A 24,914-nucleotide genomic window follows, 5' to 3' on the forward strand; every position below is an offset into this window, starting at 1 on the left:
TTTGTCAGCTTTTTCATATACATAATTTGAAACTTTAATCAGTGGGGGTCTTACTGCCCGGCAAATAGCGGGATAAATAACTTTTCTGCATAAGGATTAAAAAACATTCCAAGTTCATCTAGAGACTTCCTCGCCTGTAAAAACGAATGAAACTCTGGATATATATCTTGTAATTGCTCATACGATAATGTATGCATTTTCCCCCAATGCGGACGCCCTTCATACTTCAGAAAAATTTTTTCCACTTCGCCAAAGTAAGCAGCATATTTCATACCTTTATACATATGAACAGCGATATACGCTGAATCTCTTCCATAGGCTGGACTAAGCCATATATCATCACCCTTCACATAGCGGCATTCGATCGGGAAGTGCACCTTATACTTTTTCTTTTCAATAAGATTTGAGATTTCTTCTACCACAGTCCTCATATACTTTGAAGGAATGCTATACTCCATTTCATAAAATGGTACCGTACGTGATGTAGCAAATACTTCATAGCTCGGGCCAATTATTTTTGTGTTTGGTACAGCCTTAGCTGATAATCGACTCACTCCTTTACTTATAGAAGGAAACCATTTACACCCTTTAGATAGCAAAGAGAACATCCTATTTTCAAGTAACTCCACCTTTAGTTTATGCCATTTCAAATCACTGCCTGTATTCGTTGTTTCGTTCGTAAGTTTTACTTGTACTTCATCAGAATAAGGAAAAACGAAAAATTCAAAGTGACGATGCTTCTTATACTCTTCTAGTTTGTTCATTACAGTAGATAATGACTGTTTTTCACTTTCATAAACGAGTGAATACGCTGGAATAACCTTCAATTTTATCTTTACAATGATACCTAACATTCCAAGTGACAACTGAAACGCTCTCCAATATTCTACGTTCTCAGCTTCCGAACAAACTATACTCTCACCATTAGATAAAACGGCCGTAATCTCTATAACTTGTGTTGATAAACTCCCAAAGGTAATACCCGTTCCATGAGTCCCCGTACTAATCGCTCCTGCAATAGATTGTGAATCAATATCCCCTAAATTTTCTTGCGCATAACCTTTTTCCTCAAGTAACTTCCCTAAATCATATAACTTTGTTCCTGCCCACACTTCAGCGACCATCTTCTCTTCATCAATATTCACAATGCCCTTCAATTCATCTAAAGAAACTAAAACTTCTTCGGTTTGCACAAGGGGTGTAAACGAGTGTCCTGAACCAACAACACGAATTTTCCGCCCCTTTTTTAGTGCAAGCCCCACTACTTCTACTACATCTTGTATACTTTCTGGATACATCGTATAATGCGGCGTTCCTTCTACATTCCCTGTCCAATTCCTCCACTTTTGTCCCTTTATAGAAAGCATTGGCCATCCCCCCGATATGTTGAATACTCCCCAACAATCTCTCCTTTTTTAACACGATACAAAAAAGGAAAGCGCTCACATAATTCACCAGCCTTACTATGACGAAACAAAATGGACTCTCCTATATCCACTCGTTCCTCGCCGCTATAAAAAATTGGCGTTTGTACCTCGCCAGCACCTTCTAAAGCTAATAGTTTTGCACCCTTCGGTCTCCAAACTTCAGGCTCTTTATCTTTTCCAACTGCTCCTGAAGCAATATATCCACCACCTAGGCAAGTGTAAATAAACGGGACTGGTTTACGCACAACTGGTAAAGCAAATCCGACCGCTGGATGAAATTTCACCTCTTTATAATAATCAAACAGCTTCGGAGAATAAAAAGCAGAACCTATTGTAATCTCTGAAACTGAATTATCTTTCTCAGTTGTTTTTATGCTTCCTGTTCCGCCTCCATTTACAAACCTTAGCTCAATACCAAGTTTTTGTATTGCTTTTACAATATATTCTCTTCTTTCTTTCACTTCTAGCACTGATTTCTGCTTTAAATACGAAATCACTTTACTCTTCAGCCATTGATTCGGTATATGGTCTCCCACCCCAGCAATTTGAGCTTCATAACCCATCACACCATCTAACATTAAATATGATGACCTTCTCACCTTTTCTACTACTTTCAACGCATCCTGCACATTTTTTACTGGGGATCTTTGTACACCAAAATGAAATTGAAAGAAACGACTACTCATATCAATATCCAAACAAACACGAAAACATCCTCTAGATTTCTCAGCAATTTTTTCTAAATACACAATATGCTCTTCACAATCCACCATACAAGTTATAATGAAACCTTTCTTTGTTAGCAAACTAATTTCACACAAAGCTCTTTCATCATAAGCAGGATATCCGAGCAATAAATCATTAAATCCTTGTTCTATTAAAAATAAAACCTCTCTAGGTGAAAAGCACATAATACCTTGAAATCGATCATTTGCAGCTAAAATCTTTTGCATAATCGGAACAGAACGTAACGATTTACTCGCTATACGAATCTTCTTATTTCCACTTAACTCTATAATCGATTGAATATTTCTATCTAAAGCCACTTCATCCAAAAATGCACACGGTAATGGAACTTCTTTAAAAATTCCTCGATCCACATTTTTCTCTCCTCTTTTCAATATGTCTTATACATATTGGAAAGAAAGTATGATTTTCCTGTTTGCAAATAAAAAAAGTTTCTTCTTTACGAAGAAACTTTTTGAAACTACTTCATAGAAATAGTCGCCTCTACTGGATAATGATCAGAGTAATCATTATACGTATATTTTTGGAACCACGATGTAACAGTCCATTGTGGAGATTTCGGCTGTAACACCTTATTCTCTATATACGATGGGTTCGCATGGTCTTTGCTTGCAATAATATAATCTAAATATTCGGCAGGACTATCAGGGAAATTATATTTTGCAATACTGTTTGTCGTTGCATCCCAAGTCGCTGTATGTCCAGTATAAGATGGTACAGAAGCGTTCAATGTTTTAAACATAGATGCATACTCTGAATCATTATTGTTCTCTGCATTTATCTTATTTACGTTCATATCACCACCAATTAACACATACTCATTATTTGGTATATTTTTATTTTTAATAAAATCTTGAATTTCTTTTAATTGGTTCGTACGTACAGATGCTGGTGAAGTTTTTCCGCACATACTATCTTCAGCCTGCAAATGCGTCCCAATCACGTGAACGAAACGATCATTTTTCTTAATTTTCGTGTATACAAATCCTTTATTCGATAAATTATCTGGCCCGCATCCTTTTGCAAATACATATTGAATCTTTTCAGCGATTGGCCATTTGCTCACAATCGCAACGCCACCATCTTCAGGAGTTGAAGATGAATAGTTTCCTAACGTTTTATCCCATTCGCTTCCACTACTACGACCTAATACTGCTGTTTGATTTGGATATTCTTTCTTCAAATTGCCTAATAAACGATCTGAAGCACTATTATCAAACACTTCATTTAATATAACAACATCTTGATTCTTTATATAATCTGCCGCCCCGATTAAATCAGCACGCTCAGTTTGTCCCCAGTTCGGATATAAGTTTGTTGATAGCATATATACATTATGCGTCATCACTTTTAATGTATCATTTTGATTTGTAGATGCTTCTGCTTGAGCTGAAGTTCCGCTATATAAAGCTCCTAAACCAACCCCTAAGCTAAGTACACCTTTTAGCAATTTACCTTTCACGTTTCATACCTCCATGTATTGTATAGTAATAAAAAGGCCAAATACTCTATTCTGAGATTTGACCTTTTTCAAATACTTAACGATTTCCGTACGTATCAAACCAAAGCTGAATGTATCCAGCAGTAACACGTTGTGCATCCATTAAACGCTTACCTGTCATTGGTGTAACTTCAGCGCGCCATTTATCTGCATATTCTTGTGATACAGCTGCTCTTACGAACCAATCTTTCGTATTATCATTTACAATGCCAGCGTAATCTTGTTTCGCAACTACTGCCGCTCCATGAATCCAATCTTCTGGATTCGTACCTTTCCAGTTCCAATACCCATTTCCATCCGTTACTTTATAATTATCTTTTATCGTATCTACAAAGTTTTCATATTTAGAATGGAATCCTTGTGGATACGAAAGGTTCGTAAAGTTTGCCGCATGCATTGGTTGGTTTACATCCCCTAAATAATGAAGAGATAATCCTAAATAGAAGAATGCTTGTTTCATATCTTTATTTTTGTAAGACTCACCAGCTAATTTAAAATATTTAGCTCCAGTTTCCTTTGCCTGCTTTGCATACGGAATATAAGTTTTCCCATTGTCAGGGTCATAGAAATGTGAAGCAAATGTGCTATTATCATAATAAGGATTTTCATAGTCAGCAGCATAAATACCGTTCTCTAACTCCGTACGCCATTCATTTAATAGTGCAACTCGATCTTGTTTTACAAGTGTTGTATTACGAGACATAATATCAATTGCACGGTTTACAATCCATAAATGAGAATTCACGCCTTCTTTATGTTTATCTTCAGCAGACCAGCGCGGAATAACTCCAAATCTCTGTCCCCCATCATTTTCATGAGCAAATGCAACACTTTGTAATGGAGCAACTAATGTAATAGCTGCCGCTAAAGCAAGTACTTTCTTTTTCATATAAAATCCTCCATTTTATAATTGAATTATTGTAAACATTTTGTTAGGATCCTATGATGTCGTCCGGTTAACCTATGACTAGAATATCCCACCTTTCACGAAATTTCTATCACTAAATTAAAATATGCAAATATTCATATCATTATAACTTTATACATAGTGAATATAATGAATGAATACACTTTCATTTTAATAAACTATTATTAAGGCTTGTCTAAACTAATGTAAAAAAAGAGTAAAGCACCCACATGCTTTACTCTTTTTTTCTATTCGATAATATACTTGGCAATTGTACATTAACTGCCAACTTATGTATAAATCCAAACACTAATCCGATCCCTATAAATATGTATAATATCGTAAATATCTTTCCGAAGTCAGTTTGGGGACTAAATTGCCCATCACCGACAGTAGTCAGCGTCACAACGCTAAAATATAAAGCATCCAAAGGACGTAACCCCTCCACTGTACTATAAAAGATTGTGCCAGATATTAATGTCAAAATTGTTAATACGAATAACACTTGAAATTCTTTATCTTTCCATGCTCGCAAACAAGCTTTTAGCATCCGTTTCAATGTCAATATAAATGAAAGCATTAGACTTCCCCTTCCAAACAAAATACCTTTAGTTACAGGAAAGTCTATCACCTTTCTGTACAGAAAAAAAGTAGCCCTCTTCTATTTCTAGAAAAGGGCTACTTTTTTCGATTCTATCTTATTTAGGTGAAACAAGAATTTTCACTTGGGTTTTATCTTTTACAAGTGCTTCAAATCCTTCTTCAACAACTTGATCCACTGTAATTTTTTTCGTAATTAATTTCTCTGCTTGAATTTGTCCAGAGCTAATCAATTTAATAACAGCTGGGAAGATGTGACGGTATCCTAAAATACCAATAACTTCTTTTTCTTTTAATACTAAGTTATTTGGAGTAATTGTTGCGTCTTTTTCCCATACACTAACAATTACAGTTTGTCCTTCGAAGCTTGTACTTTCAATCGCTTGGCGTAGTACAACTTCAACACCTGTTACTTCAAAGCTAACATTTACACCTAAACCATTTGTTAAGTTACGAATTTCAGCTAACACATCTTGAGTTGCTGGATTTAATACATAATCCGCACCTGCTAATTTCGCTAACTCTTGACGTTCTTTAGAAAGTTCAACTGCAATAACAGGAGTTGCTCCTGCTGCTTTAGCTGCTTGGATAACAAGAAGTCCAATTGGACCGCAACCAAATACCGCTACAGCTTCCCCTTCTTTTAATTTACTTTGACGTACTGCATGAACTGCTACTGCTGCTGGTTCTACAAGCGCACCTTGTTCATACGTCATTTCATCTGGAATGTGATGAACCATATCTTCTGGTACTACTGTATATTCAGAGAAACCGCCGCCTTCTCCGCCAAGACCGTGGAAAACAAGTTGTTCACAAACATTGTAATGTCCATGTTTACAAGCTTCACATTTACCACAAGAATAAATTGGCTCTACAACAACGCGGTCTCCCACTTTATGAGATGTAACTCCTTCACCAATCTCTATTACCTCACCACTAAACTCATGACCTAAAATAACAGGTGCTTTCACATGTGTTAATGGATGTTCTTCTGTTGGAATAAAAATAGGCCCTGCTAAATATTCATGCAAGTCTGTCCCACAAATACCACACCATTTAACTTTGATTTTCACTGTTCCTGGTTTTACTGTTGGTTCTGGTACTTCTTCTACTCGTACATCACGTTGATTATGCCAAAGTAGTGCTTTCATTTTATACATCCCTCTCTATGTATATACTTAACCTGGTGAAGTTTACAACTCTATTATAATACTTCTATCCATATATTTCAAAAAAACAATCACGTTCCCACTAATTTTTTACAAATAACGTTCAATATTTTGTCACTTTGTACTTTTTTCCACATCTGTTAATTCAATTTCATTGCAGGTGAAATTAGCATTGTGCCATAATAGCATAGGAGAGGTGAATATCGCTTGAAATATTTTATTTACTTTATCGTTATCGTGGCATTTTTAGATACATTTTCACAATTACCTATTATGAGTACTTTCGCTCAAAGCCTTGGAGGAACTCCTCTTATTATCGGTCTAGTTGTCGGTATGTACTCATTCGCTAATATGATCGGTAATATTATTGCTGGAGCCGCTGTCGATAAATTTGGTGCAAAAAAAATCCTTTATATAAGCATGGGAATTACGAGTTTCATAGTCTTGTTATACACCGTTGTTCAAAGTGGTGAACAACTATTAGTTGTGCGCTTTATGCATGGATTTAGTGATGGCTTTTTAATTCCTGCTGCCTTTACATTTTTATCAAAACAAACAAATGCAAAAAGACAAGGAAAAGCAATGGCTCTATCTGGTGCTGCTGTTGGAACAGCCGCAATCGTAGGACCTGCTTTCAGCGGTATTATGAAAGCAACAGCTGGCGTAGAGTGGGTCTTCATTACTATTTCTATTTTAATGGCTCTTGGTACGATCGTATCTCTATTCTTCTTACCAAATAACGTATCAAGAAAAGATACATCAAGAACACAAATGATGAACAAAGAAGATATGGTTGAACTTTTAAAATCAGAACCGTTATTACAAGCATATATTGGTGCTTTCACATTAATGTTTTCACAAGGAATTGTCACTTATATGTTACCAGTAAAAGTTGAGGCATTAGCGCTTAAAGCATCCACAACAGGCATGATGTTAAGTGTATTCGGTATAACTGCTATCCTCTTCTTCTTGCTTCCAACAAATCGTATTTACGATCGATTTAATCGTTCGAAACTAATGCTAATCGGAATTGCAGTTATGGCATTCGCATTATCTTTACTCGGATTATTTGCTACAAAAGGTATGCTCTTTATCGTAATGATGATTTATGGAATTGGATTCGCAATCCTCTTTCCGTCTATTAACGCTTTACTCGTTGAAAATACTACAGACGATAATCGTGGAAAGGCATTCGGATTATTTTATGCCTTCTTCTCATTAGGAGTTGTTGCTGGCTCCTTTACAGTCGGCGCAATCGGAGCATCACCTAGCATCAGCTTCATTATCGGGACAGCATTTTTATTAACATTTGCTGGGATGATTTATGTAAGAAGCAAAGTAAAAAAGACAATGATGGGATAATCCATCGTTGTTTTTTTTAAAATGCATATTGATATAATCCGTAATATAATGGAAGCGTTGGAATAATGCCAATTAATTTAAATATAAAAGGTAATGGCTCATCTCGCTCTTCATATAAACGAAAAACAAAAACTGCAGTTAAAGTCCAAATGACGCTAAACAAGAAGATACATTTCCAAACAATTGAGGTTAATATTTGTATATCAAATACAAAACCAAAAAGCCCTATCCACGTAATAATAGATACTACAAAGTCAAACTTTTGAATTGGTGTTTGAAACATACCCCTTACTAACGAAATAATAGCTAACATTGCTACAATAACTAAATATATTTTCCAAAGCATAATGATAATCTCCTATTCAATTTAACTTTTAACTTTCAGCAAACCATATTTAATAAACAATATAGCATTATATTTTTCATAGAAATAATACAATGGATAACAAAATAAAAAGAAAATAAGTACAGTTGGTACATTGTCTACAATAGAAAAATATTTTACTAGTAATTCCTTAATACTCTCTCCAATAATAATAAACAATGGAATTATACAAATCATCGCTAATATTAAACATGGCGTTACCCTGATTTCTTTCAACTTCACCTTACAATGTGGACACCTTAATGAAAAAGGATGCGGGAGATCAATAATATGCTGTACAGTAATATCCCCTTCACACTGTGGACATTCAATAACTTCTTTCATTTATCGCTTACTCCTTTCTATCTATAAAAAGAGCCCTATTGAATAGAACTCTTTTTTGCCCAATATATTACTTTTGTGTATAACCAAATAACAATGTAAATAAATTGAGCCGTAAAGGCAATAATACATCGCTTCTTTTAAAAAGAAAGTTTATAAATACTGACGATACTTCGACAATTTCCTCGGAAATATTTCCTTTCCCCACATAATTTGATACACTACACATGAATAAACACTTGTATTACATAAACTAAAATAATAACTTACTGTACAAATTAAAAAGCACACTCTTCATATGAAGAATGTGCTTTTATGTTATTAACGTTTAATCCAAACAGCGCCTGCCGATTTATCTTCTGCCTGTCCAACAACTTGGAATTTAAGTCCAAGGTTTGGAACTTTTCTTCCTGCATCTGCAATTTGCTTGTTACTATATACTTTTGAATCATCAAAAGTTGTAACACCTTCTAATCCAGAATAGTTAAACTGACCACGTGTTAATGAATTTACACTCCATGCTGGTGTTTTATCAAATGAAAATGCAGCATCTGCAATTTGCATGCCCGTATTACCGTATGCTGGTTTTCCGTTTAAATTACCAACTAGCGCTTCTGGATGAGAATCTACAACACCAAGGAATCCTTCACCTGGATGCACCCCAACCCAGTTATCTTTGAAACTATCATCTGCATACCAAACGACAAGACCTGTATTATACACTGGACCTTTTCCTGCTTTTAAACCATTATCTGATCCCGCATAGTTTCTCCACTCTAAGTAGTAATAATGAGCTTTCTTCTCTGTCCCATCAGAAACAACAAAACCATTTAAATTCATTTTAGACTGTCCTTCTGCATCATCAGAAAATACAACTTGTCCATCAACAGTTACATTTACATTGTCCATCGCAAAACCTTTATATGTTACAGCCGGATCTGTAATATAGTCTAATTGTAGTTTCACTTTTTTGCCTTTAAATTGACTTAAATCATATGATTTATCAATCCATTTCCCATCTGTTGTATCTTTATCTCCTTGGACTACTTTTTCTCCAAGTCTATCAATTAACGTCTTCGTTCCATCTTCTGTTACTGCATGTACTTCGACGAAATCGCACTCTGCTTCTAACTCATAATTTGCTTTATAATCGAATTTTGCATTTGTTCCTTTTGTTAAATCAAAGAAAGGTGTCTCTAACGTTGTATGCATATCATCGCCTCTTGTACTATAATATGCATGCTTTCCAAACTCCGGTTTAATCGTTTCAACACTTTTACCTGGTAAGTTAACACGTACAACGCCTGGACGATTTGATTTCGTAACACTTTGATCAATATAGGTAGGAACTCCCACACCACTCTTAATTTTATCGTAATCTACTTCTAATATTTTTGCCCAGTTGCCACCCATATTCTTTTGTAAGAAGTCTTTATTTTGTGGTGAAAAACTTGTCGGCTCCGTTCCTGCGATTTTTCCTGTCCAACTACCTCCACTCATTAACGACCAAGCTTCGACAGGTGAACCATTTCCAGTATATTTCGTGTCATATTCATCTGGTAATCCAAGATCATGTCCAAATTCATGCGCAAACACACCTACAGCTCCATCTTCTGGTTCAATTGTGTAATCATGTGCTGCTACTTTTCCACCAAAGTAATCTACTTTTGATTTTGTACCTTCAATCGCTACTGGATCTACTGCTAATTTTGAACGATGTGACCAGATCGCATCATCACCTAATTTACCACCACCTGCTTCTTGACCAACACCAGCATGGATTACCATTAAATGATCAATTACACCGTCAGGTTCATTTTGATTCCCATCCCCGTTTGTATCATACCTATCAAACTGATCAAACTGAGATAAATCTAGTCCTTTCTCAGCAGCTGCATGCAAAGCTTCTTTCACTAAATCACGTGCACCTTTCGGACCTTTATTATCGTGACCACTGCTACCATCAGCTCCATAATCAGATGCTTTTCCTGGAACTGTTAGCCACTCCGTTACATATCCGTCTGTCGTATAACTACCACCAGACTGCTCTTCATAGTATTGTTTAAACGTTTTTACTTTTGAACCATCAAATAATGTATAAGGCTCCTTACCAAACAACATCTTTTGATAATGTTCTCTACTAAAGTCTTTCGAATACATATAACCTGGTGTTTGATCAATATTATTATGTTTATAATCACTAAATTCAACGAGTAGCACTAATACTTTATCCGATCGAACAGATCCTTTATATGGAGCTTGCTTTGCTTTTGAAGTTGGAACTTGCCCATTTAATTGCTTTTTATTTGGTTCTGGCTTTTGCTCAAGATTAATATTTTTTTCAGTCTTTTTTACATTTTCCTTTTCTTCCATCTTTTTCTCTTTTACTTTTTTTGTGAAATCAGACGTTTCTTGTGAGTGAGCATCTGGAAGAATTTCTTTGTTCGCCTGATCTCCTTGTTTCTTTTCAATATATTGCTCGACAGCCTTTTTCGTCTCTTCTTTAGAAGATGCTGGATTAATTGTTCCTCTTTCTTTCAAAGCTTCCGCTAAACGATCTTCTTGAATTAAATTGTAATCAATTGGCGTTGTAGACACATTCTCTTTCTCTTTTGCTGGCGTTTCTGCATATGTTAACGGCGCACTCATTACAGATGTGCATCCGATAATTGCTGCAATTGCTAATGATGACAACACTTTAAATGGGGCTTTTCTTCTCATTCCATTTCTCTCCTTTTATAAAACTTAAAATTCAGATAAATCGGTGCGTTTTTGTCGAAATCTCTGTTTACTACCCTCCCTATATAAAAAGACATAATTCTATAAACATTAAACTTTCTGTTATAGAATCATGCCCTCCAGTTTTCTGGTCAGACCCTCTATCTGTTTATCCCTTGGTTCAACTAATAATCAGTGTGCTGATGAACAAAGCCCCCACTGATTAAAGTTTCACTTTATATCGAAATATGAAAAATAAAGAGTTATGTGATATATATTAAATATCTTATATAACAAATTTAAAAGACAATATGCAAAATTGCATGAAAATTCTTTTAAATAAAAAAGAATCCTAGTCAATTAAACTAGGATTCTTGATTTTCTATTATTTCTCTTGTGTTTTTTCCCAATCAGCTAAGAATTTCTCAATTCCTTGATCTGTTAATGGGTGCTTCACTAATGAAGCAATTACGTTTGCTGGGATTGTTGCAATATGTGCACCGTTTAATGCTGCGTCAGTTACGTGAACGCTGTGACGTACAGATGCTGCAATGATTTCTGTTTCGATGCCATGAATTGCAAAGATTTCTGCGATTTGACGAATTAAATCCATACCGTTATGACCGATATCATCTAAACGACCTAAGAATGGTGAAACATATGTTGCACCAGCGCGAGCTGCAAGTAATGCTTGAACTGCTGAGAATACTAATGTAACGTTTGTACGAATTCCTAAATCTGAGAATGCTTTTACTGCTTTTAAACCTTCTGTTGTCATTGGAACTTTTACAACAACGTTTGGAGCAATCTTCGCTAATTCTTTTCCTTCTTCAATCATTTTATCAGCTTCTAAGCTAATTACTTCTGCACTTACAGGTCCTTCTATAAAGCTGCAAATTTCACGAATACGCTCATGGAAATCTACGCCTTCTTTTGCTACAAGTGATGGGTTTGTCGTTACTCCAGCTACTACGCCTAATGCATTTGCCTCTTTAATTTCGTTAATGTTTGCTGTATCAATAAAAAATTTCATTTGTTATTCTTCCTTCCTAATTTTCATTTTATATTTATTTATTTTTCTTAATAAGCTCTAATTCAATCGGAATAGATTTGTCCACTTTTTTACCTTGTGTTATCTCTTTTGCTGTTTGCATCGCCTTCTCTCCGATTAATTCCGGTTTTTGAGCGACTGTTGCAGCCATACGCCCATCGTTAACCGCTTTCACAGCATCTTCTGTTGCATCAAATCCAACAACTACTACATCTGTTTTTCCAGCAGACTTCAATGCTTCAAGTGCACCTAATGCCATCTCGTCGTTATGCGCAAACACGGCTTTAATATCACCATTTGCTTGCAAAATGTTTTCCATAACAGATAATCCTTTCGCTCTATCAAAATCAGCCGCTTGTTTGGCAACTACTTTTAAAGACTTATCGGCTACGTTATGGAATCCTTTCCCACGTTCACGAGCAGCAGACGATCCAGGGATTCCTTCTAACTCAGCAACGTTTGCTCCTTCGCCGACTAATTCACGAATGTAATCACTAGCCATTTGACCACCTTCGATATTATTAGATGCAATGTGAGAAACAACCTTACCTGAATTCGCAACGCGGTCTACTGTAATAACAGGAACATTTGCTGCATTTGCCGCACTTACCGCTGAAGCAACAGCATCTGAATCGGTCGGATTAATAACAACTACATCGACACCCTTTTGAATTAAATCTTCAACATCGTTCGTTTGCTTCGCTGCATCATTTTGCGCATCAACAGCAATCAATTCGATGCCGCTATCTTTCGCTTTCTTTTCTGCACCCTTTTTCAAAGTTACAAAGAAGGGATTATTTAAAGTTGAAACAGAGAATCCAACTTTAATAGTTTTATTTCGACCTTTATCGCTAGAATCCTTTGCCCATTCTGGTGGTTCCATTGAACAACCAGCAGTAATGACCATAATACATGCAACGAGTATAAGTAACCATTTCTTCATGAACTGTCCCTCCATTACGCTTCTTTTCGGCGATCAATTAATACAGCTAGTAAGATTACAAGTCCTTTTACAACTTGTTGGAAGAAAGAAGATACACCTAATAAATTTAAACCGTTATTTAGTACACCGATAATTAGTACACCGATGAATGTACCAACAATCCATCCTCTTCCCCCAGAAAGACTTGTTCCACCTAATACAACTGCTGCAATTGCATCTAATTCGTAAGAAGTACCTGCAGTCGGCTGTGCAGAATCTAGTCGTGATGTTAAGACAATACCTGCAAGCGCTGCCAAAATTCCGGAAAGACCGTAAATCATTACTTTAATTCTCGTAACATTAATACCTGATAGTGCTGCTGCTTCTTCATTTCCACCAATTGCAAATGTACGACGGCCAAATGTCGTTTTCTTCAAAATGAAGTACAGTACTGCGAAAGCGATCATCATTGTAACAGCTGGTACCGGAATACCAAGAAAATAACCGCGGCCAAACATTTGGAACATTAAATGATCACCAAGACCAGTGATCGGACGTCCGTCCATATAAACAAGCGTCAACCCACGAAAAATAGTCATTGTTGCTAAAGTTGCAATAAATGGAGCTACTTTTCCTTTCGCAATGATGATACCGTTTACAATCCCCATTACAAGACCTGCTAATAGTCCAACTGCCATTGCAAGGAACGGATCCATGCCACTTGCCATCATTCCAGCAACAAGTGCACTTGATAATGCTAAAATAGAACCTACCGATAAGTCAATACCCCCTGTTAAAATTACGAAGGTCATTCCGAATGCAATAAGCGCATTAATCGATACTTGACGCAGTATATTAAATAAATTTGGAATTTCAATGAACGCTGGATTTAAAACTGTAATTACGACGATAATTAATACTAAACCGATTAAAGAACCGAGTTGTTGTAATACATTCCCCTTCTTAGCCATCCTTACTCTCCCCCTGTAGCTAGTGCCATAATAGACTCTTGTGATGCCTCATCTTTCCCTAAAATGCCGCCGACTTTTCCTTCATGAATAACAAGAACTCGATCACTCATTCCTAAAACTTCCGGAAGCTCAGATGATACCATAATAACGGCATCGCCTTGCTCAGTAAGCTTATTCATGATAGAGTAAATTTCTTTTTTCGCTCCAACATCGACACCTCTTGTTGGCTCATCTAAAATGAGTAATTGCGGATGAATGCCTAGCCATTTTGCGATTACAATCTTTTGCTGATTTCCACCAGAAAGAGATTTCACTGCCTGCTCTCCGCTAGATGCTTTCACATTAAGAAGCTTCATCATATCCTCTGTAAACTGTTGTTCTAGCTCGTTGCTTAGAACACTTCCCTTTGAAAGACTTTCTAAATTCGGTAAAGCTAAATTTTCTCGAATTGAAAAATCTAACACTAATCCTTCAGACTTTCTATCTTCTGTAATGAAAGCAATTCTTTGTCTAATTGCATCTATCGGACTATCAATCTTTACTTCTTGTCCATTTATAAAAATTTGTCCAGAATCTAAAGGTTCATAACCAAATATCGCTTTCATAATATCAGTGCGACCAGCCCCCATCAAACCAGCTACACCAAGGATTTCACCTTTCCTCACTTGAAACGAAACATTTTCAAATTTCCCTTTCTTCGTTCCGTTACGCATTTCAAAAATGACATCACCAATTTGACTATTTCGCTCTGGGTAACGTTCACCAATGCTGCGCCCCACCATCATACTCACTACTTCATCAAATGATGTTTCTGGAATTAATCTCTTTCCAACGTATTCTCCATCACGCAAAATCGTAATGGCATCACATATTGAGAAAATCTCTTCCATACGATGCGAAATGTACACGAATGAAACACCTTCTTTACGTAACTTATTGATTACTGTAAAGAGCGTTTCGATTTCACGATCCGTCAGTGCCGCAGTAGGTTCATCCATAATAATAACGCTCGCGTTTGTCATTAACGCTTTCGCAATTTCGATAATTTGCTGTTGTCCAACCGATAGTTCCTCTGCTAACATAGCACCTCTTACATGCAATCCTAGCTCTGCTAGTTGCTGCTGCGCAATCGCGTTCATTTGTCGAGTGCGTAAAATACCTGTTTTCCCATACATTAACTCTTTACCAAGAAACATATTTTCAGCTACTGTTAAATTCGGCAATATGTTTAGTTCTTGATGTATAAATGCGATGCCGTACTCTTCAGCTTCTTTCGCATTTTTAAAGGTGCGCTCTTGCCCATCAATCGTGATTGTCCCATCATCTTTTTTGTATACACCTGTTAAAATCTTCATGAGCGTTGATTTACCCGCTCCATTTTCCCCCATCAATGCATGGACTTCTCCTGTTTCAATCATAAACTGTGCATTCTTCAAAACAGGATTGCCATTGAACGCCTTTGAAATGTTTTTCATTTCAATATGCATTCCCATCACTTCCCTTTATTAAAAAATCACGCCTGCATGTAAAATTACATTTGCATAAGGCGTAGCCTCGCCTGTACGAATAATCGCCTTCGCTTTCTTTGTATGCTCTTTAAATTGTTCATGAGATACATACTCAAATGCTGGCTCTATTAATTTTTGCTCGATCTCTTTATTTACTTCCGCATTATTTATAATGACTTCTTCTGCTAACGTCACTTTTTCGATTGCCATATCATCAGCTACAACTTGTAACACCTCTAAAAAACTCGGTTTTCCAATCTCAACAGCTAAATCAATTCGTTTTACTCCATCCGGAATCGGTAACCCGCAATCAGCAATTACAACCGTATCTGTATGCCCAAGTGAAGCAAGGACTGCCGCGATTTCACTGTTTAATACACCATGCTTTTTCATCCAACAATCACCTGCACTTCACGTACTCGATCTCTCGTTGGCATACCGCCCTGTGCTCCAAGTTTCGTTACAGAAAGACCACCGGCAATATTCGCGAAACGAATTGCTTTTTGAAGTGTCTCTCCTTCAGAAAGTGCAACTGCTAACGCACCATTAAATGTATCACCAGCTCCAGTTGTATCCACTACATCAACAGCAATGCTAGGAACATGTACAATCTCTGTGCCATTATGGAAACGAACACCGTTAGAACCTTCTGTCATCAATAATTTATTTGGATACTTCGCCAATAAATCTTCAATTGGTGATGTAAAATCATCTAATACAATGCGGCACTCATGTTCATTTGGCGTAATATAAGTTGCTTTTTCTAAAATTTCTTCTGATAAAACTTGTGCTGGCGCTGGATTCAACATAACAGGAATATTATATTCCTCACAAATAGCCAATACATATTTTACTGTTTCAAGTGGAATTTCTAGTTGAAGAACAACCATATCCGCTTTTACAAGAAGGTCTTTGGAGCGATCTACAACTGACTTATTTACAAGAGCATTTGCCCCTTGTACGACAACGATACTGTTATCTTCTTCTGCTAAAACGATATGAGCAATTCCTGTCGTTCTATCTGTAACCGGTACCACATAATCGATAAAAATGCGTTCGTTCTCTAAATTTTTTCTAACTACTGTTCCATAATCATCATTTCCTACCGCTCCAACCATTGCTACATTTGCTCCTAACCTAGCTGCAGCAACTGCTTGGTTTGCCCCTTTCCCTCCTGGGATTGTATGAAACGCTTCACCAATTACTGTTTCTCCTGCTTTCGGCCGTTTTTTTGAAACAGCCACTAAGTCCATTGAAATGCTTCCTACTACTGCAATATTTGGCATCTGTTTCATCTCCTTACTTCGTTGTATTTCGTTCTATAATTTCAATCGGCAAACGATAGTGTTTCTCTTCTAATGTATTTCCTTCCATTTGCTCTAACAACAACTCTGTTGCAATTTTCCCCATTTCATATATCGGTTGTGCAACTGTTGTAATAGATGGATACATCATTTCTGTTAAAGAAATTCCATCAAATCCGATAATTTGTAAATCATCTGGAATGGCAATCCCCTTTTGAAGTGCAGCCTTTACAATACCAATCGCAATTAAATCATTCCCAGCAACAATACCATCAATATGCGGGTATTCTTCTAATAATTCCATCGCTACACGCTCACTATTTGCTGGCTCAAACGTACTCTCCGCAATCATATACGAAAGATTATTTTGCGTAATAACGTCTACAAAACCTTCAAAACGTTCATTTGCAGTACTCACATCACGTGGTCCGCGAATATGTGCAATATGTTTACATCCTTTATCTAGTAACAACTTTGTCGCAGCCTGACTTCCTGCATAGTTATCTGCATATACAGTAGGAATACGCTCATTAAACATACGGTCAATCGCAACAACCGGAACAGATAAATTCATGTAATTAACACTATTTTGTGGATTCGTTGCTACAATAAATCCATCTACATTATTTTGTCTAAGTACATCAATGTATTGTTTCTCTTTTTCTAAACTTTCATCAGAGTTACAAAGAACAACTGTGTAACCTTGTTTATGTGCTACATCTTCTACGGCACGTGCAACTTCTGGAAAGAACGGATTCACGATATTCGGAACAACTAAGCCAATTAAACGAGACTTTTTATTATACAGTGAACGCGCTACTGTACTAGGCTTATAATCTAACATCTCTATTGCACGCTCTACCTTTTTTAATGTATCTTCATGAACATATCCATTTTTATTTAGAACTCTGGAAACGGTCGCAACAGATACTCCCGCTAATTTCGCAACGTCTTTAATCGTACTCATTCTCTTTTCTCCTCATTTCATGTAACCGTTTACAGAAAATAATATAACGTATTTCTAAAAATACGTCAATCATTTCTCACTAAAAAGCTTTTAAGGTTATACTCAAAAAAGCACCGCTATAAGGCGATGCTTCTTCATTACGAGTATGATACAGTTTTTTCTTTTTCTTCAACAGCAGGCTCTTCAGCATCTTTTTTACGATCTGATAGTTTAATTTTTTGTAAGAAAATCGTAAAGATGGCACCTACTACGATAAATACTAATCCTGTTAAGAATACAGTATGAAGCGAGTCTACTAAAGAGTTTTTCAAAATAGGTACAATGCTGTTAGCAAACGCTTCTGGCATTTGTTTTAATGCCTCTGGGCTAAATAGCATCGAATATAAACCTTGTGGATCTGTGTGAATCATATCTTTAAATTTCGTTACCATTTGTCCCGCTTCTTTCGGGAATGTATCTAATACAGGTACTAATTTATTTGTTAACGTTGTACCTGAAGTGTTATTCATAATTGATCCTAAAATTGTAATACCAAATGTTCCACCAATTTGACGGAAGAACTGACTTGATGACGTTACGACACCAAGGTCTTTTTTCGGGAAGCTTTCTTGTAACGCTAATGTTAATGTTGGCATTACAAGACCCATTCCTAAACCGATAACCATCATATAAGAAGTAGCTGTAAGCTTCGTTGTGTGCATATCCATCGTTGTTAATAACCAGAAACCACCGGCCATAATAAGCATACCTGCGATAATTTGTGGTTTTACACCAACTTTTAATACAAGTTGCCCACCGATAATACTCATTACAATCATTGTAATCATCATTGGAGTCATAATTGTTCCTGATTCAGCAGCACTTACTCCTACAATACCTTGCATGAAGAATGGTACGAACATAATCGCGCCGAACATTCCAATACTCATAAAGAATCCAATCGCATTCAGTATTGTAAATGTGCGATTTTTAAAGAAATGCATTGGTAAAATCGGCTCTTCAGCTTTCGTTTCAACAATAACAAAGCTAACGATACCAATTACAGCTAGTGCGAATAAACCGATAATTTGCCAAGAATCCCATGCATAATCTTTTCCACCAAACGTTAGCGCAAGTAATAAACTTACAACACCTAGAATCATCGTAAAGATTCCAGCGATATCAATTTTAATTGGTCCTGTTTGTTTATGTGATTTTAATCCCATTGCAATAAAGATTGTTGCTAAAATACCAACCGGTAAGTTAATGTAGAATACCCATCTCCAGTTCACTGCATCTACAATCCAACCACCAACTTGCGGTCCAATTACAGAAGCAAGACCGTATAACGCACCAAAAATACCTTGCCATTTCGCACGTTCTTTTCCCGTGAACATATCTCCAATAATAATCATAGCCATTGGCATCATAATACCGCCACCAAGACCTTGAATACCACGAAAAATAATTAATTCTGTCATACCATTCGCCATACCACATAACGCCGAACCAATCATGAAAATAACTAGCCCTGTTATATATACGTTACGACGACCAAGTAAATCCGCTAATTTACCTGCAATTGGTACAACTGTCGTTGATGTTAACATATAAGCTGTCGTTAACCATGTCATTAAACTTAATCCGCCTAGGTCACCGACGATACGTGGCATTGCTGTACCAACAATTGTTCCATCTAATGCAGCAAATAGCATCGCGATTACTAAACCGATTAACAACAACTTTCTATTTTGATTTTCTTGTTGCTCCATGTAATCTCCTCAATTCCTCTTAGTTATTCTCTTTTTTCTCTTGTGTCCCGCAAATAATGGTTTCTAACTTCTCAAAGAGACGTAATAAATCTTCTCTTTCTTGCAACTCTAAATGTGAAAAGTATTTTGCAATATGCTCGTTGCGAGCTGTCATTGCCTCTTCTACTCTAGCTTTCCCCTTTTTTGTTAACTCGATGATGACAACACGACGGTCATCTTTGTCGTGATAGCGTTCTACAAGTTCTTGATCGATTAGACGATCAATCATCACTGTAATCGCGCTAGGCTTCACATACATCTTTTTTGCTAATGTTGTCGCTCTTGAAGCCCCATAATGATCTAAAATCTTTAAAATATAAAACTGCGGTGGTGTAAGTCCTGTTGCTTGCATTTGTTCTAATAACTCCGTCTGCATTTTCTTTCCAATCGAAAAGGCAAGAGCTTGAATTTTATCGATATGCGTCATATCATTTGGCATGTTATCCACCCCTTATTTAAACAATAAAATATTTAACGTATTTAAATATTAATCCCGCGAACAAAATCCGTCAATACTTTTATTCATAAAAACGTTTACATTTTTGTCACAAAGTTGTATAATTTTCGACGAAGTTAATATTGACAGTCACGGAGAAACGGAGTACACGGCTATGAATCATAAAAAAGGAAACTTTTTTATATTTCATGGCCTTTTTATATTCTCTGTCTTAAAACGCTTCGAATTAATTAGGGGAGGATTTTCATTTTATGTTTTTCACACAATTATTTAAACCTGCGCCCCACGCGGAACGCTTACCAGCTGATCGCGTTGATAGCGAATACCGTAAATTACGTTTACAAGTATTCTTAGGTATCTTCATCGGTTATGCAGGCTACTACTTTGTTCGAAAAAACTTTTCACTAGCAATGCCATACTTAATCGAGCAAGGCTTTAGTAAAGGGGAACTTGGGGTTATCCTTTCAGCAGTATCTATCGCTTACGGATTAAGTAAATTCTTGATGGGTATCGTATCCGATCGTTGTAATCCTCGCTACTTTTTAGCAGCTGGGCTATTTTTATCAGGTATCATTAATATTATTTTCGGCTCATTTTCTTTCATTACAACGAGCATTATACTTATGTTTGTACTTCAGTTTTTAAATGGATGGGTACAAGGTATGGGCTGGCCTCCTTGTGGCCGTACGATGGTTCACTGGTTCTCTATTAGCGAACGTGGTACAAAAATGTCTATTTGGAACGTCGCTCATAATGTCGGCGGCGCGCTTATGCCTTCTCTTGTAACATTAGGCTTATACTTCTTCGCAGATGACTGGAAAAGTATTTTTTACTTCCCAGGTATTCTTTCAATTTTAGTTGGTATTTATGTATTAATTACGATGAAAGATACGCCTCAATCTTGTGGACTACCTTCTATTGAAGAGCATACTGGAGAATATCCACCAGATGAGAAAATAAAAGATCGCGAACGCGAACTTTCGGCAAAAGAAATTTTATTTAAATACGTACTAAACAATAAGTTTTTATGGTACATCGCTATTGCGAACGTTTTCGTATATTTCGTACGTTACGGCGTTGTAGACTGGGCTCCTACTTATTTAGTAGAAGAAAAAAGCTTTACTCATAGTAGCTCACGTACTGCTTACGCTCTATATGAATGGGCTGGTATTCCAGGTACACTTCTTTGCGGATGGATGAGTGATAAACTATTTAAAGGACGTCGTGCACCTGCTGGTATTTTATTTATGGTTGGTGTATTTATCGCAGTTCTTGTTTACTGGTTAAACCCTCCTGGTAATCCAATGGTTGATAGTATCGCACTTGTCGCAATTGGATTTTTAATTTACGGACCGGTTATGTTAATTGGTCTACACGCTCTAGACTTAGCACCAAAGAAAGCTGCTGGAACTGCAGCAGGCTTAACTGGATTCTTCGGTTACTTAGGCGGAGCTGCTTTCGCTAGTGCCGCTATGGGCTTTATCGTAGATGCATTCGGATGGGATGGCGGATTCATCTTATTACTTGCATCTTGCATACTTGCAATGTTCTTCCTTGCCCTTACTTTAAATACAGGGTCAACAAAACAAAAGCAAGCTTAAGTACAAATATTATACTTATCAAAAAAAGAGAGACCATTCTTTCCAGAATGCCTCTCTTTTTTCTACATATAAATCTTTTTTCTTACAAAAGATTCATTTTCCTCTCATATATATGTTAGCGCTTCCAAATAACTTCAACACCTAATACAACTGCATTCCACTTTTATATAAAAAGATTTTTGAATATTTTTTCAACTTATCCTTGTCAAACATTGTCAATTTATATTAAAATAACAACATACAAAATATTTAGTCTTTTCAGAAAAGATGGAGGGATAGCCATGAAGAATCCACTTCTTCGTATTGAAAACTTGCAAACTTCCTTTCGTATACAAGATCAGTATCATGCAGCAGTTGATGATGTATCCTTAACTGTTCATGAAAATGAAATTGTTGCTATCGTTGGTGAGTCAGGATGCGGAAAAAGTGCACTTGCCCTTTCCATTATGCGACTGCATAATGAAGCAAATACAAAATTACAAGGGCAGCTTTACTATAGAGATAAGGACTTACTTAGCATGTCAACCGCCGAAATAAATAAAGTACGCGGTTCAAATATCGGAATGATTTTCCAAGAACCTCTTACAGCACTCGATCCTCTTATGACAGTTGGAAAACAAATCGAAGAAAACTTAGACTACCACACAAGACTTTCAAAAGTTGAAAAGAAAGAACGCACCTTAGAACTACTCCATCAAGTTGGTATTCCAAAACCAGAACTTACATATAAACAATACCCACACGAATTATCTGGCGGAATGAGACAAAGAATTGTTATCGCAATTGCAATTGCTTGTAAGCCAGGGCTCATTATTGCAGATGAGCCAACAACTGCACTTGACGTAACCATTCAAGCGCAAATTTTAGATTTATTACGTTCCATTCAAGAACAAACGAAAATGGGCATCATCTTAATTACACACGATTTAAGCGTCGTGGCCGAAACCGCTGATCGTATCGTCGTTATGTATGCAGGACAAGTTGTAGAAACAGGAACAGTCGAAGAGATTTTTAATAACCCTCTTCATCCATATACTCGTTCCTTATTAAATTCAATCCCGTCTGCATCTGCTGAAAAAGAAAAATTACATGTTATTCAAGGCGTTGTACCGACATTAGCTAAGTTACCTCGCACAGGTTGTCGATTCCAAGCACGGATTCCATGGATTAGACCTGATCAACATGAAGAAAATCCCGTTTTACATGAAGTAAAACAAGACCATTGGGTACGTTGCACTTGCTACAAACATTTCAACTTCCAACATAAGAAAGGAGATGACGTAACTCATGGCACTGCTTAAAGTAGAAGATTTAAAAGTACACTTTCCAATTAAAGGTGGTGTTTTCGGCCGTACATTAGATTACGTTCGTGCTGTTGATGGCGTAAGCTTCGAACTACAACCTGGCGAAACATACGGAATCGTTGGGGAATCTGGGAGCGGCAAATCAACAACTGGAAAAGCAATTATGCACTTAACAAAAGCGACAGGCGGTAGCATTCATTTTAATAATAGAGATTTAACAAAATTAAGTCGCTCAGAACTAAGAGAACAACGAAAAGATATTCAGATGATTTTTCAAGATCCTTATTCATCCTTAAACCCGAAGAAACGTGTTATGGATATTATCGCTGAACCACTTCGAAATTTTGAGAAACTCTCACCTGATGAAGAGCGTAGAGCTGTTCAAGATTATCTTGATAAAGTTGGATTAAATCCTGAGTCTATGTATAAATACCCACATGAATTTTCCGGTGGACAAAGACAGCGGATTGGTATTGCACGCGCACTTACACTAAAACCGAAGCTTATTATCGCAGATGAACCTGTATCCGCGCTTGACGTGTCGGTACAAGCTCAAGTTTTAAACTTCTTGCAAGATTTACAATCTGAACTCGGACTAACATACCTATTTATTAGTCATGATTTAGGTGTAGTTCGCCATATGTGTGACCGTATCGGTGTTATGTATCGCGGACGCATTGTGGAAGAAGCAACTAGTGCTGAAATTTATAATAATCCACAGCACATCTATACGAAGCGCCTAATATCAGCTATTCCTGATATTCGTCCAGAAAACCGCGAGCAACAACGTAAATTGCGTCGTGAGGTAAGCGTTGAGTATGAGAAATCATACGAAAGTTATTTCAATGAAAATGGTCGTGCTTACGATTTAAAACCAATCTCGCCAACACACCGGGTGGCATTACCTTAAGGGAGTGATAAAATATGTGGAAATTTATATTACGCCGGGTTTTAGTTATGATACCGCAATTATTCATATTAAGCGTACTCGTCTTTACACTGGCTAAGGCAATGCCAGGTGATGCATTAAGTGGCGCTGAACTAGCAAACCCAAAAGCCGATCCAAAAGTGCTCGAAGAACAACGTGAAAAACTAGGTTTAAACGATCCTATTCCCACTCAATATGTAAGGTGGATTTCAAATGCTGTACAAGGGGATTTCGGTATTTCTTACGCACATAAAATAAAAGTAACAGATATTATCGGGGAACGTCTTGGCAATACCATACTGTTAGCTCTTCTTATTCTTATTCTTACTTACTTAATTGCTATTCCACTTGGAGTTATAAGTGGACGTTGGAATGATACGTGGGCTGATCGACTCATTACGCTCTATAACTTTTTAGGATTCGGTACACCACTATTTATTTTCGGGTTAGTAATGTTATTCTTATTCGGCTTTTTATATCCAATTTTCCCTACGAGTGGTAGCGTTGATCCACAAGTTGCAACAGGATCATTTGATTACTATTTAAGTAAATTCAATCATATGATTTTACCAGCTTTATCTGGGGCATTAATTGGGACTGTAGGAACTGTACAATATTTACGAAGTGAAATTATCGATACGAAACATAAAGATTTTGTACGCACAGTAAAAGCAAAAGGTGTACCAGAATCTAAAGTATATTCCAGACATATTTTAAGAAATTCATTTTTACCAATTGCAGCATTTTTAGGATATGAAATTACAGGTTTAGTTGGAGGCTCTATTATTCTAGAAAATATTTTCGGCTATCCAGGAATTGGACAACTATTTTTCCAATCTATCACTCAACGTGATTTCAGTGTCGTAACTGCTCTTGTATTATTTACTGGATTCGCAACGCTACTCGGGACTCTTCTTTCCGATATTATTCTAAGCATCGTTGATCCACGTATTCGTATTGATTAATGGAGGTGA

Annotated in this window: 23 protein-coding genes; 5 read left to right on the forward strand and 18 right to left on the reverse strand. The window is 36.7% G+C overall.

Features of this window, described 5'->3' with window-relative positions; genetic code table 11:
- Positions 1-50: 50 nt before the first annotated feature.
- The 6 genes from OXT04_RS23775 to bdhA form a co-directional block, all read right to left on the reverse strand.
- Complete coding sequence (locus tag OXT04_RS23775; protein ID WP_000948937.1) at positions 51-1,367, reverse strand: D-arabinono-1,4-lactone oxidase; 1,317 nt, start codon at positions 1,365-1,367, stop codon at positions 51-53.
- The gene (locus OXT04_RS23780; RefSeq protein ID WP_000373758.1) at positions 1,355-2,527 is read right to left on the reverse strand and encodes an amino acid deaminase/aldolase; all 1,173 of its coding nucleotides are present in this window, start codon (positions 2,525-2,527) and stop codon (positions 1,355-1,357) included. Before OXT04_RS23780 ends, OXT04_RS23775 begins: the two co-directional genes overlap by 13 nt.
- Before the next feature lie 107 nt (positions 2,528-2,634).
- Positions 2,635-3,636 (reverse strand): sphingomyelinase C, encoded by a 1,002-nt coding sequence (gene sph / locus OXT04_RS23785; RefSeq protein ID WP_000676799.1) that lies wholly within the window; start codon positions 3,634-3,636, stop codon positions 2,635-2,637.
- 76 nt (positions 3,637-3,712) lie between these two features.
- Positions 3,713-4,564, reverse strand: coding sequence for a phospholipase CerA (gene cerA / locus OXT04_RS23790; RefSeq protein WP_000730997.1), 852 nt, complete (start codon positions 4,562-4,564; stop codon positions 3,713-3,715).
- A gap of 253 nt (positions 4,565-4,817) precedes the next feature.
- Positions 4,818-5,162, reverse strand: coding sequence for a potassium channel family protein (locus OXT04_RS23795; RefSeq protein WP_000948035.1), 345 nt, complete (start codon positions 5,160-5,162; stop codon positions 4,818-4,820).
- A gap of 118 nt (positions 5,163-5,280) precedes the next feature.
- On the reverse strand, positions 5,281-6,333 hold the full coding sequence (bdhA, locus tag OXT04_RS23800) for a (R,R)-butanediol dehydrogenase (RefSeq protein WP_000645827.1): 1,053 nt from the start codon (positions 6,331-6,333) through the stop codon (positions 5,281-5,283).
- 225 nt (positions 6,334-6,558) lie between these two features.
- Between bdhA and OXT04_RS23805 the strand changes: the two genes are divergently transcribed.
- Positions 6,559-7,713, forward strand: a complete 1,155-nt coding sequence (locus OXT04_RS23805; RefSeq protein WP_000873271.1) for an MFS transporter — start codon at positions 6,559-6,561, stop codon at positions 7,711-7,713.
- Positions 7,714-7,729: 16 nt separating this feature from the next.
- On the opposite strand, the gene OXT04_RS23810 is transcribed toward OXT04_RS23805, so the two are convergent.
- The 12 genes from OXT04_RS23810 to OXT04_RS23865 form a co-directional block, all read right to left on the reverse strand.
- Entirely contained in the window at positions 7,730-8,059 is a 330-nt protein-coding gene (locus OXT04_RS23810) for a hypothetical protein (protein WP_000964465.1), read from the reverse strand.
- 21 nt (positions 8,060-8,080) lie between these two features.
- The gene (locus OXT04_RS23815; protein ID WP_000665754.1) at positions 8,081-8,422 is read right to left on the reverse strand and encodes a hypothetical protein; all 342 of its coding nucleotides are present in this window, start codon (positions 8,420-8,422) and stop codon (positions 8,081-8,083) included.
- A 318-nt stretch (positions 8,423-8,740) separates the two neighbouring features.
- A complete protein-coding gene (gene inhA2 / locus OXT04_RS23820) occupies positions 8,741-11,140 on the reverse strand; it encodes a M6 family metalloprotease immune inhibitor InhA2 (RefSeq protein ID WP_267418059.1) in 2,400 nt (799 codons plus the stop codon).
- Between the two features lie 382 nt (positions 11,141-11,522).
- Positions 11,523-12,170 carry a fructose-6-phosphate aldolase gene (fsa, locus tag OXT04_RS23825; RefSeq protein ID WP_000667666.1) on the reverse strand — a complete coding sequence of 216 codons (648 nt, stop codon included), beginning with the start codon at positions 12,168-12,170 and terminating at the stop codon, positions 11,523-11,525.
- A 34-nt stretch (positions 12,171-12,204) separates the two neighbouring features.
- Positions 12,205-13,131 carry a ribose ABC transporter substrate-binding protein RbsB gene (gene rbsB / locus OXT04_RS23830; RefSeq protein WP_000758975.1) on the reverse strand — a complete coding sequence of 309 codons (927 nt, stop codon included), beginning with the start codon at positions 13,129-13,131 and terminating at the stop codon, positions 12,205-12,207.
- 14 nt (positions 13,132-13,145) lie between these two features.
- Positions 13,146-14,081 carry an ABC transporter permease subunit gene (locus OXT04_RS23835; protein WP_001074649.1) on the reverse strand — a complete coding sequence of 312 codons (936 nt, stop codon included), beginning with the start codon at positions 14,079-14,081 and terminating at the stop codon, positions 13,146-13,148.
- Positions 14,082-14,083: 2 nt separating this feature from the next.
- Positions 14,084-15,568, reverse strand: a complete 1,485-nt coding sequence (gene rbsA / locus OXT04_RS23840) for a ribose ABC transporter ATP-binding protein RbsA (protein ID WP_002094284.1) — start codon at positions 15,566-15,568, stop codon at positions 14,084-14,086.
- A gap of 18 nt (positions 15,569-15,586) precedes the next feature.
- Positions 15,587-15,982: a D-ribose pyranase gene (rbsD, locus tag OXT04_RS23845; protein WP_000716151.1), complete on the reverse strand. Its 396-nt coding sequence runs from the start codon at positions 15,980-15,982 to the stop codon at positions 15,587-15,589.
- Positions 15,979-16,875, reverse strand: a complete 897-nt coding sequence (gene rbsK / locus OXT04_RS23850) for a ribokinase (RefSeq protein ID WP_267418067.1) — start codon at positions 16,873-16,875, stop codon at positions 15,979-15,981. The genes rbsD and rbsK overlap by 4 nt, the downstream gene beginning before the upstream one ends.
- Positions 16,876-16,888: 13 nt before the next feature.
- Positions 16,889-17,860 carry a ribose operon transcriptional repressor RbsR gene (gene rbsR / locus OXT04_RS23855; protein WP_000104051.1) on the reverse strand — a complete coding sequence of 324 codons (972 nt, stop codon included), beginning with the start codon at positions 17,858-17,860 and terminating at the stop codon, positions 16,889-16,891.
- A gap of 137 nt (positions 17,861-17,997) precedes the next feature.
- Positions 17,998-19,611, reverse strand: coding sequence for an MDR family MFS transporter (locus tag OXT04_RS23860; protein WP_000437647.1), 1,614 nt, complete (start codon positions 19,609-19,611; stop codon positions 17,998-18,000).
- Positions 19,612-19,630: 19 nt separating this feature from the next.
- Positions 19,631-20,089: a MarR family winged helix-turn-helix transcriptional regulator gene (locus OXT04_RS23865; protein ID WP_001132365.1), complete on the reverse strand. Its 459-nt coding sequence runs from the start codon at positions 20,087-20,089 to the stop codon at positions 19,631-19,633.
- Between the two features lie 269 nt (positions 20,090-20,358).
- Between OXT04_RS23865 and glpT the strand changes: the two genes are divergently transcribed.
- The 4 genes from glpT to opp4B all read left to right on the forward strand — a co-directional run bounded on the left by glpT (position 20,359) and on the right by opp4B (position 24,905).
- Positions 20,359-21,708, forward strand: a complete 1,350-nt coding sequence (glpT, locus tag OXT04_RS23870; RefSeq protein ID WP_000466382.1) for a glycerol-3-phosphate transporter — start codon at positions 20,359-20,361, stop codon at positions 21,706-21,708.
- 281 nt (positions 21,709-21,989) lie between these two features.
- Positions 21,990-23,009 carry an ABC transporter ATP-binding protein gene (locus tag OXT04_RS23875; RefSeq protein ID WP_267418074.1) on the forward strand — a complete coding sequence of 340 codons (1,020 nt, stop codon included), beginning with the start codon at positions 21,990-21,992 and terminating at the stop codon, positions 23,007-23,009.
- Complete coding sequence (locus OXT04_RS23880) at positions 22,996-23,922, forward strand: ABC transporter ATP-binding protein (protein ID WP_001196381.1); 927 nt, start codon at positions 22,996-22,998, stop codon at positions 23,920-23,922. The genes OXT04_RS23875 and OXT04_RS23880 overlap by 14 nt, the downstream gene beginning before the upstream one ends.
- Before the next feature lie 14 nt (positions 23,923-23,936).
- Positions 23,937-24,905 (forward strand): oligopeptide ABC transporter permease, encoded by a 969-nt coding sequence (gene opp4B / locus OXT04_RS23885; protein ID WP_000265452.1) that lies wholly within the window; start codon positions 23,937-23,939, stop codon positions 24,903-24,905.
- Positions 24,906-24,914: the final 9 nt, after the last annotated feature.

Origin of the sequence: Bacillus sp. GC_Bacil_1, assembly GCF_026540675.1 — a bacterium.
Lineage (GTDB): Bacteria > Bacillota > Bacilli > Bacillales > Bacillaceae_G > Bacillus_A > Bacillus_A cereus.

Coding starts and splice junctions, on each gene's coding strand:
- rbsB (WP_000758975.1), bottom strand. CDS start 13,131: ATGAAGAAATGGTTACTTATACTCGTTGCATGTATTATGGTCATTACT.
- OXT04_RS23875 (WP_267418074.1), top strand. CDS start 21,990: ATGAAGAATCCACTTCTTCGTATTGAAAACTTGCAAACTTCCTTTCGT.
- OXT04_RS23880 (WP_001196381.1), top strand. CDS start 22,996: ATGGCACTGCTTAAAGTAGAAGATTTAAAAGTACACTTTCCAATTAAA.
- inhA2 (WP_267418059.1), bottom strand. CDS start 11,140: ATGAGAAGAAAAGCCCCATTTAAAGTGTTGTCATCATTAGCAATTGCA.
- rbsA (WP_002094284.1), bottom strand. CDS start 15,568: ATGCATATTGAAATGAAAAACATTTCAAAGGCGTTCAATGGCAATCCT.
- OXT04_RS23795 (WP_000948035.1), bottom strand. CDS start 5,162: ATGCTTTCATTTATATTGACATTGAAACGGATGCTAAAAGCTTGTTTG.
- opp4B (WP_000265452.1), top strand. CDS start 23,937: ATGTGGAAATTTATATTACGCCGGGTTTTAGTTATGATACCGCAATTA.
- OXT04_RS23775 (WP_000948937.1), bottom strand. CDS start 1,367: ATGCTTTCTATAAAGGGACAAAAGTGGAGGAATTGGACAGGGAATGTA.
- rbsR (WP_000104051.1), bottom strand. CDS start 17,860: ATGAGTACGATTAAAGACGTTGCGAAATTAGCGGGAGTATCTGTTGCG.
- rbsD (WP_000716151.1), bottom strand. CDS start 15,982: ATGAAAAAGCATGGTGTATTAAACAGTGAAATCGCGGCAGTCCTTGCT.
- bdhA (WP_000645827.1), bottom strand. CDS start 6,333: ATGAAAGCACTACTTTGGCATAATCAACGTGATGTACGAGTAGAAGAA.
- OXT04_RS23860 (WP_000437647.1), bottom strand. CDS start 19,611: ATGGAGCAACAAGAAAATCAAAATAGAAAGTTGTTGTTAATCGGTTTA.
- cerA (WP_000730997.1), bottom strand. CDS start 4,564: ATGAAAAAGAAAGTACTTGCTTTAGCGGCAGCTATTACATTAGTTGCT.
- OXT04_RS23815 (WP_000665754.1), bottom strand. CDS start 8,422: ATGAAAGAAGTTATTGAATGTCCACAGTGTGAAGGGGATATTACTGTA.
- rbsK (WP_267418067.1), bottom strand. CDS start 16,875: ATGCCAAATATTGCAGTAGTAGGAAGCATTTCAATGGACTTAGTGGCT.
- OXT04_RS23835 (WP_001074649.1), bottom strand. CDS start 14,081: ATGGCTAAGAAGGGGAATGTATTACAACAACTCGGTTCTTTAATCGGT.
- OXT04_RS23865 (WP_001132365.1), bottom strand. CDS start 20,089: ATGCCAAATGATATGACGCATATCGATAAAATTCAAGCTCTTGCCTTT.
- glpT (WP_000466382.1), top strand. CDS start 20,359: ATGTTTTTCACACAATTATTTAAACCTGCGCCCCACGCGGAACGCTTA.
- OXT04_RS23810 (WP_000964465.1), bottom strand. CDS start 8,059: ATGCTTTGGAAAATATATTTAGTTATTGTAGCAATGTTAGCTATTATT.
- fsa (WP_000667666.1), bottom strand. CDS start 12,170: ATGAAATTTTTTATTGATACAGCAAACATTAACGAAATTAAAGAGGCA.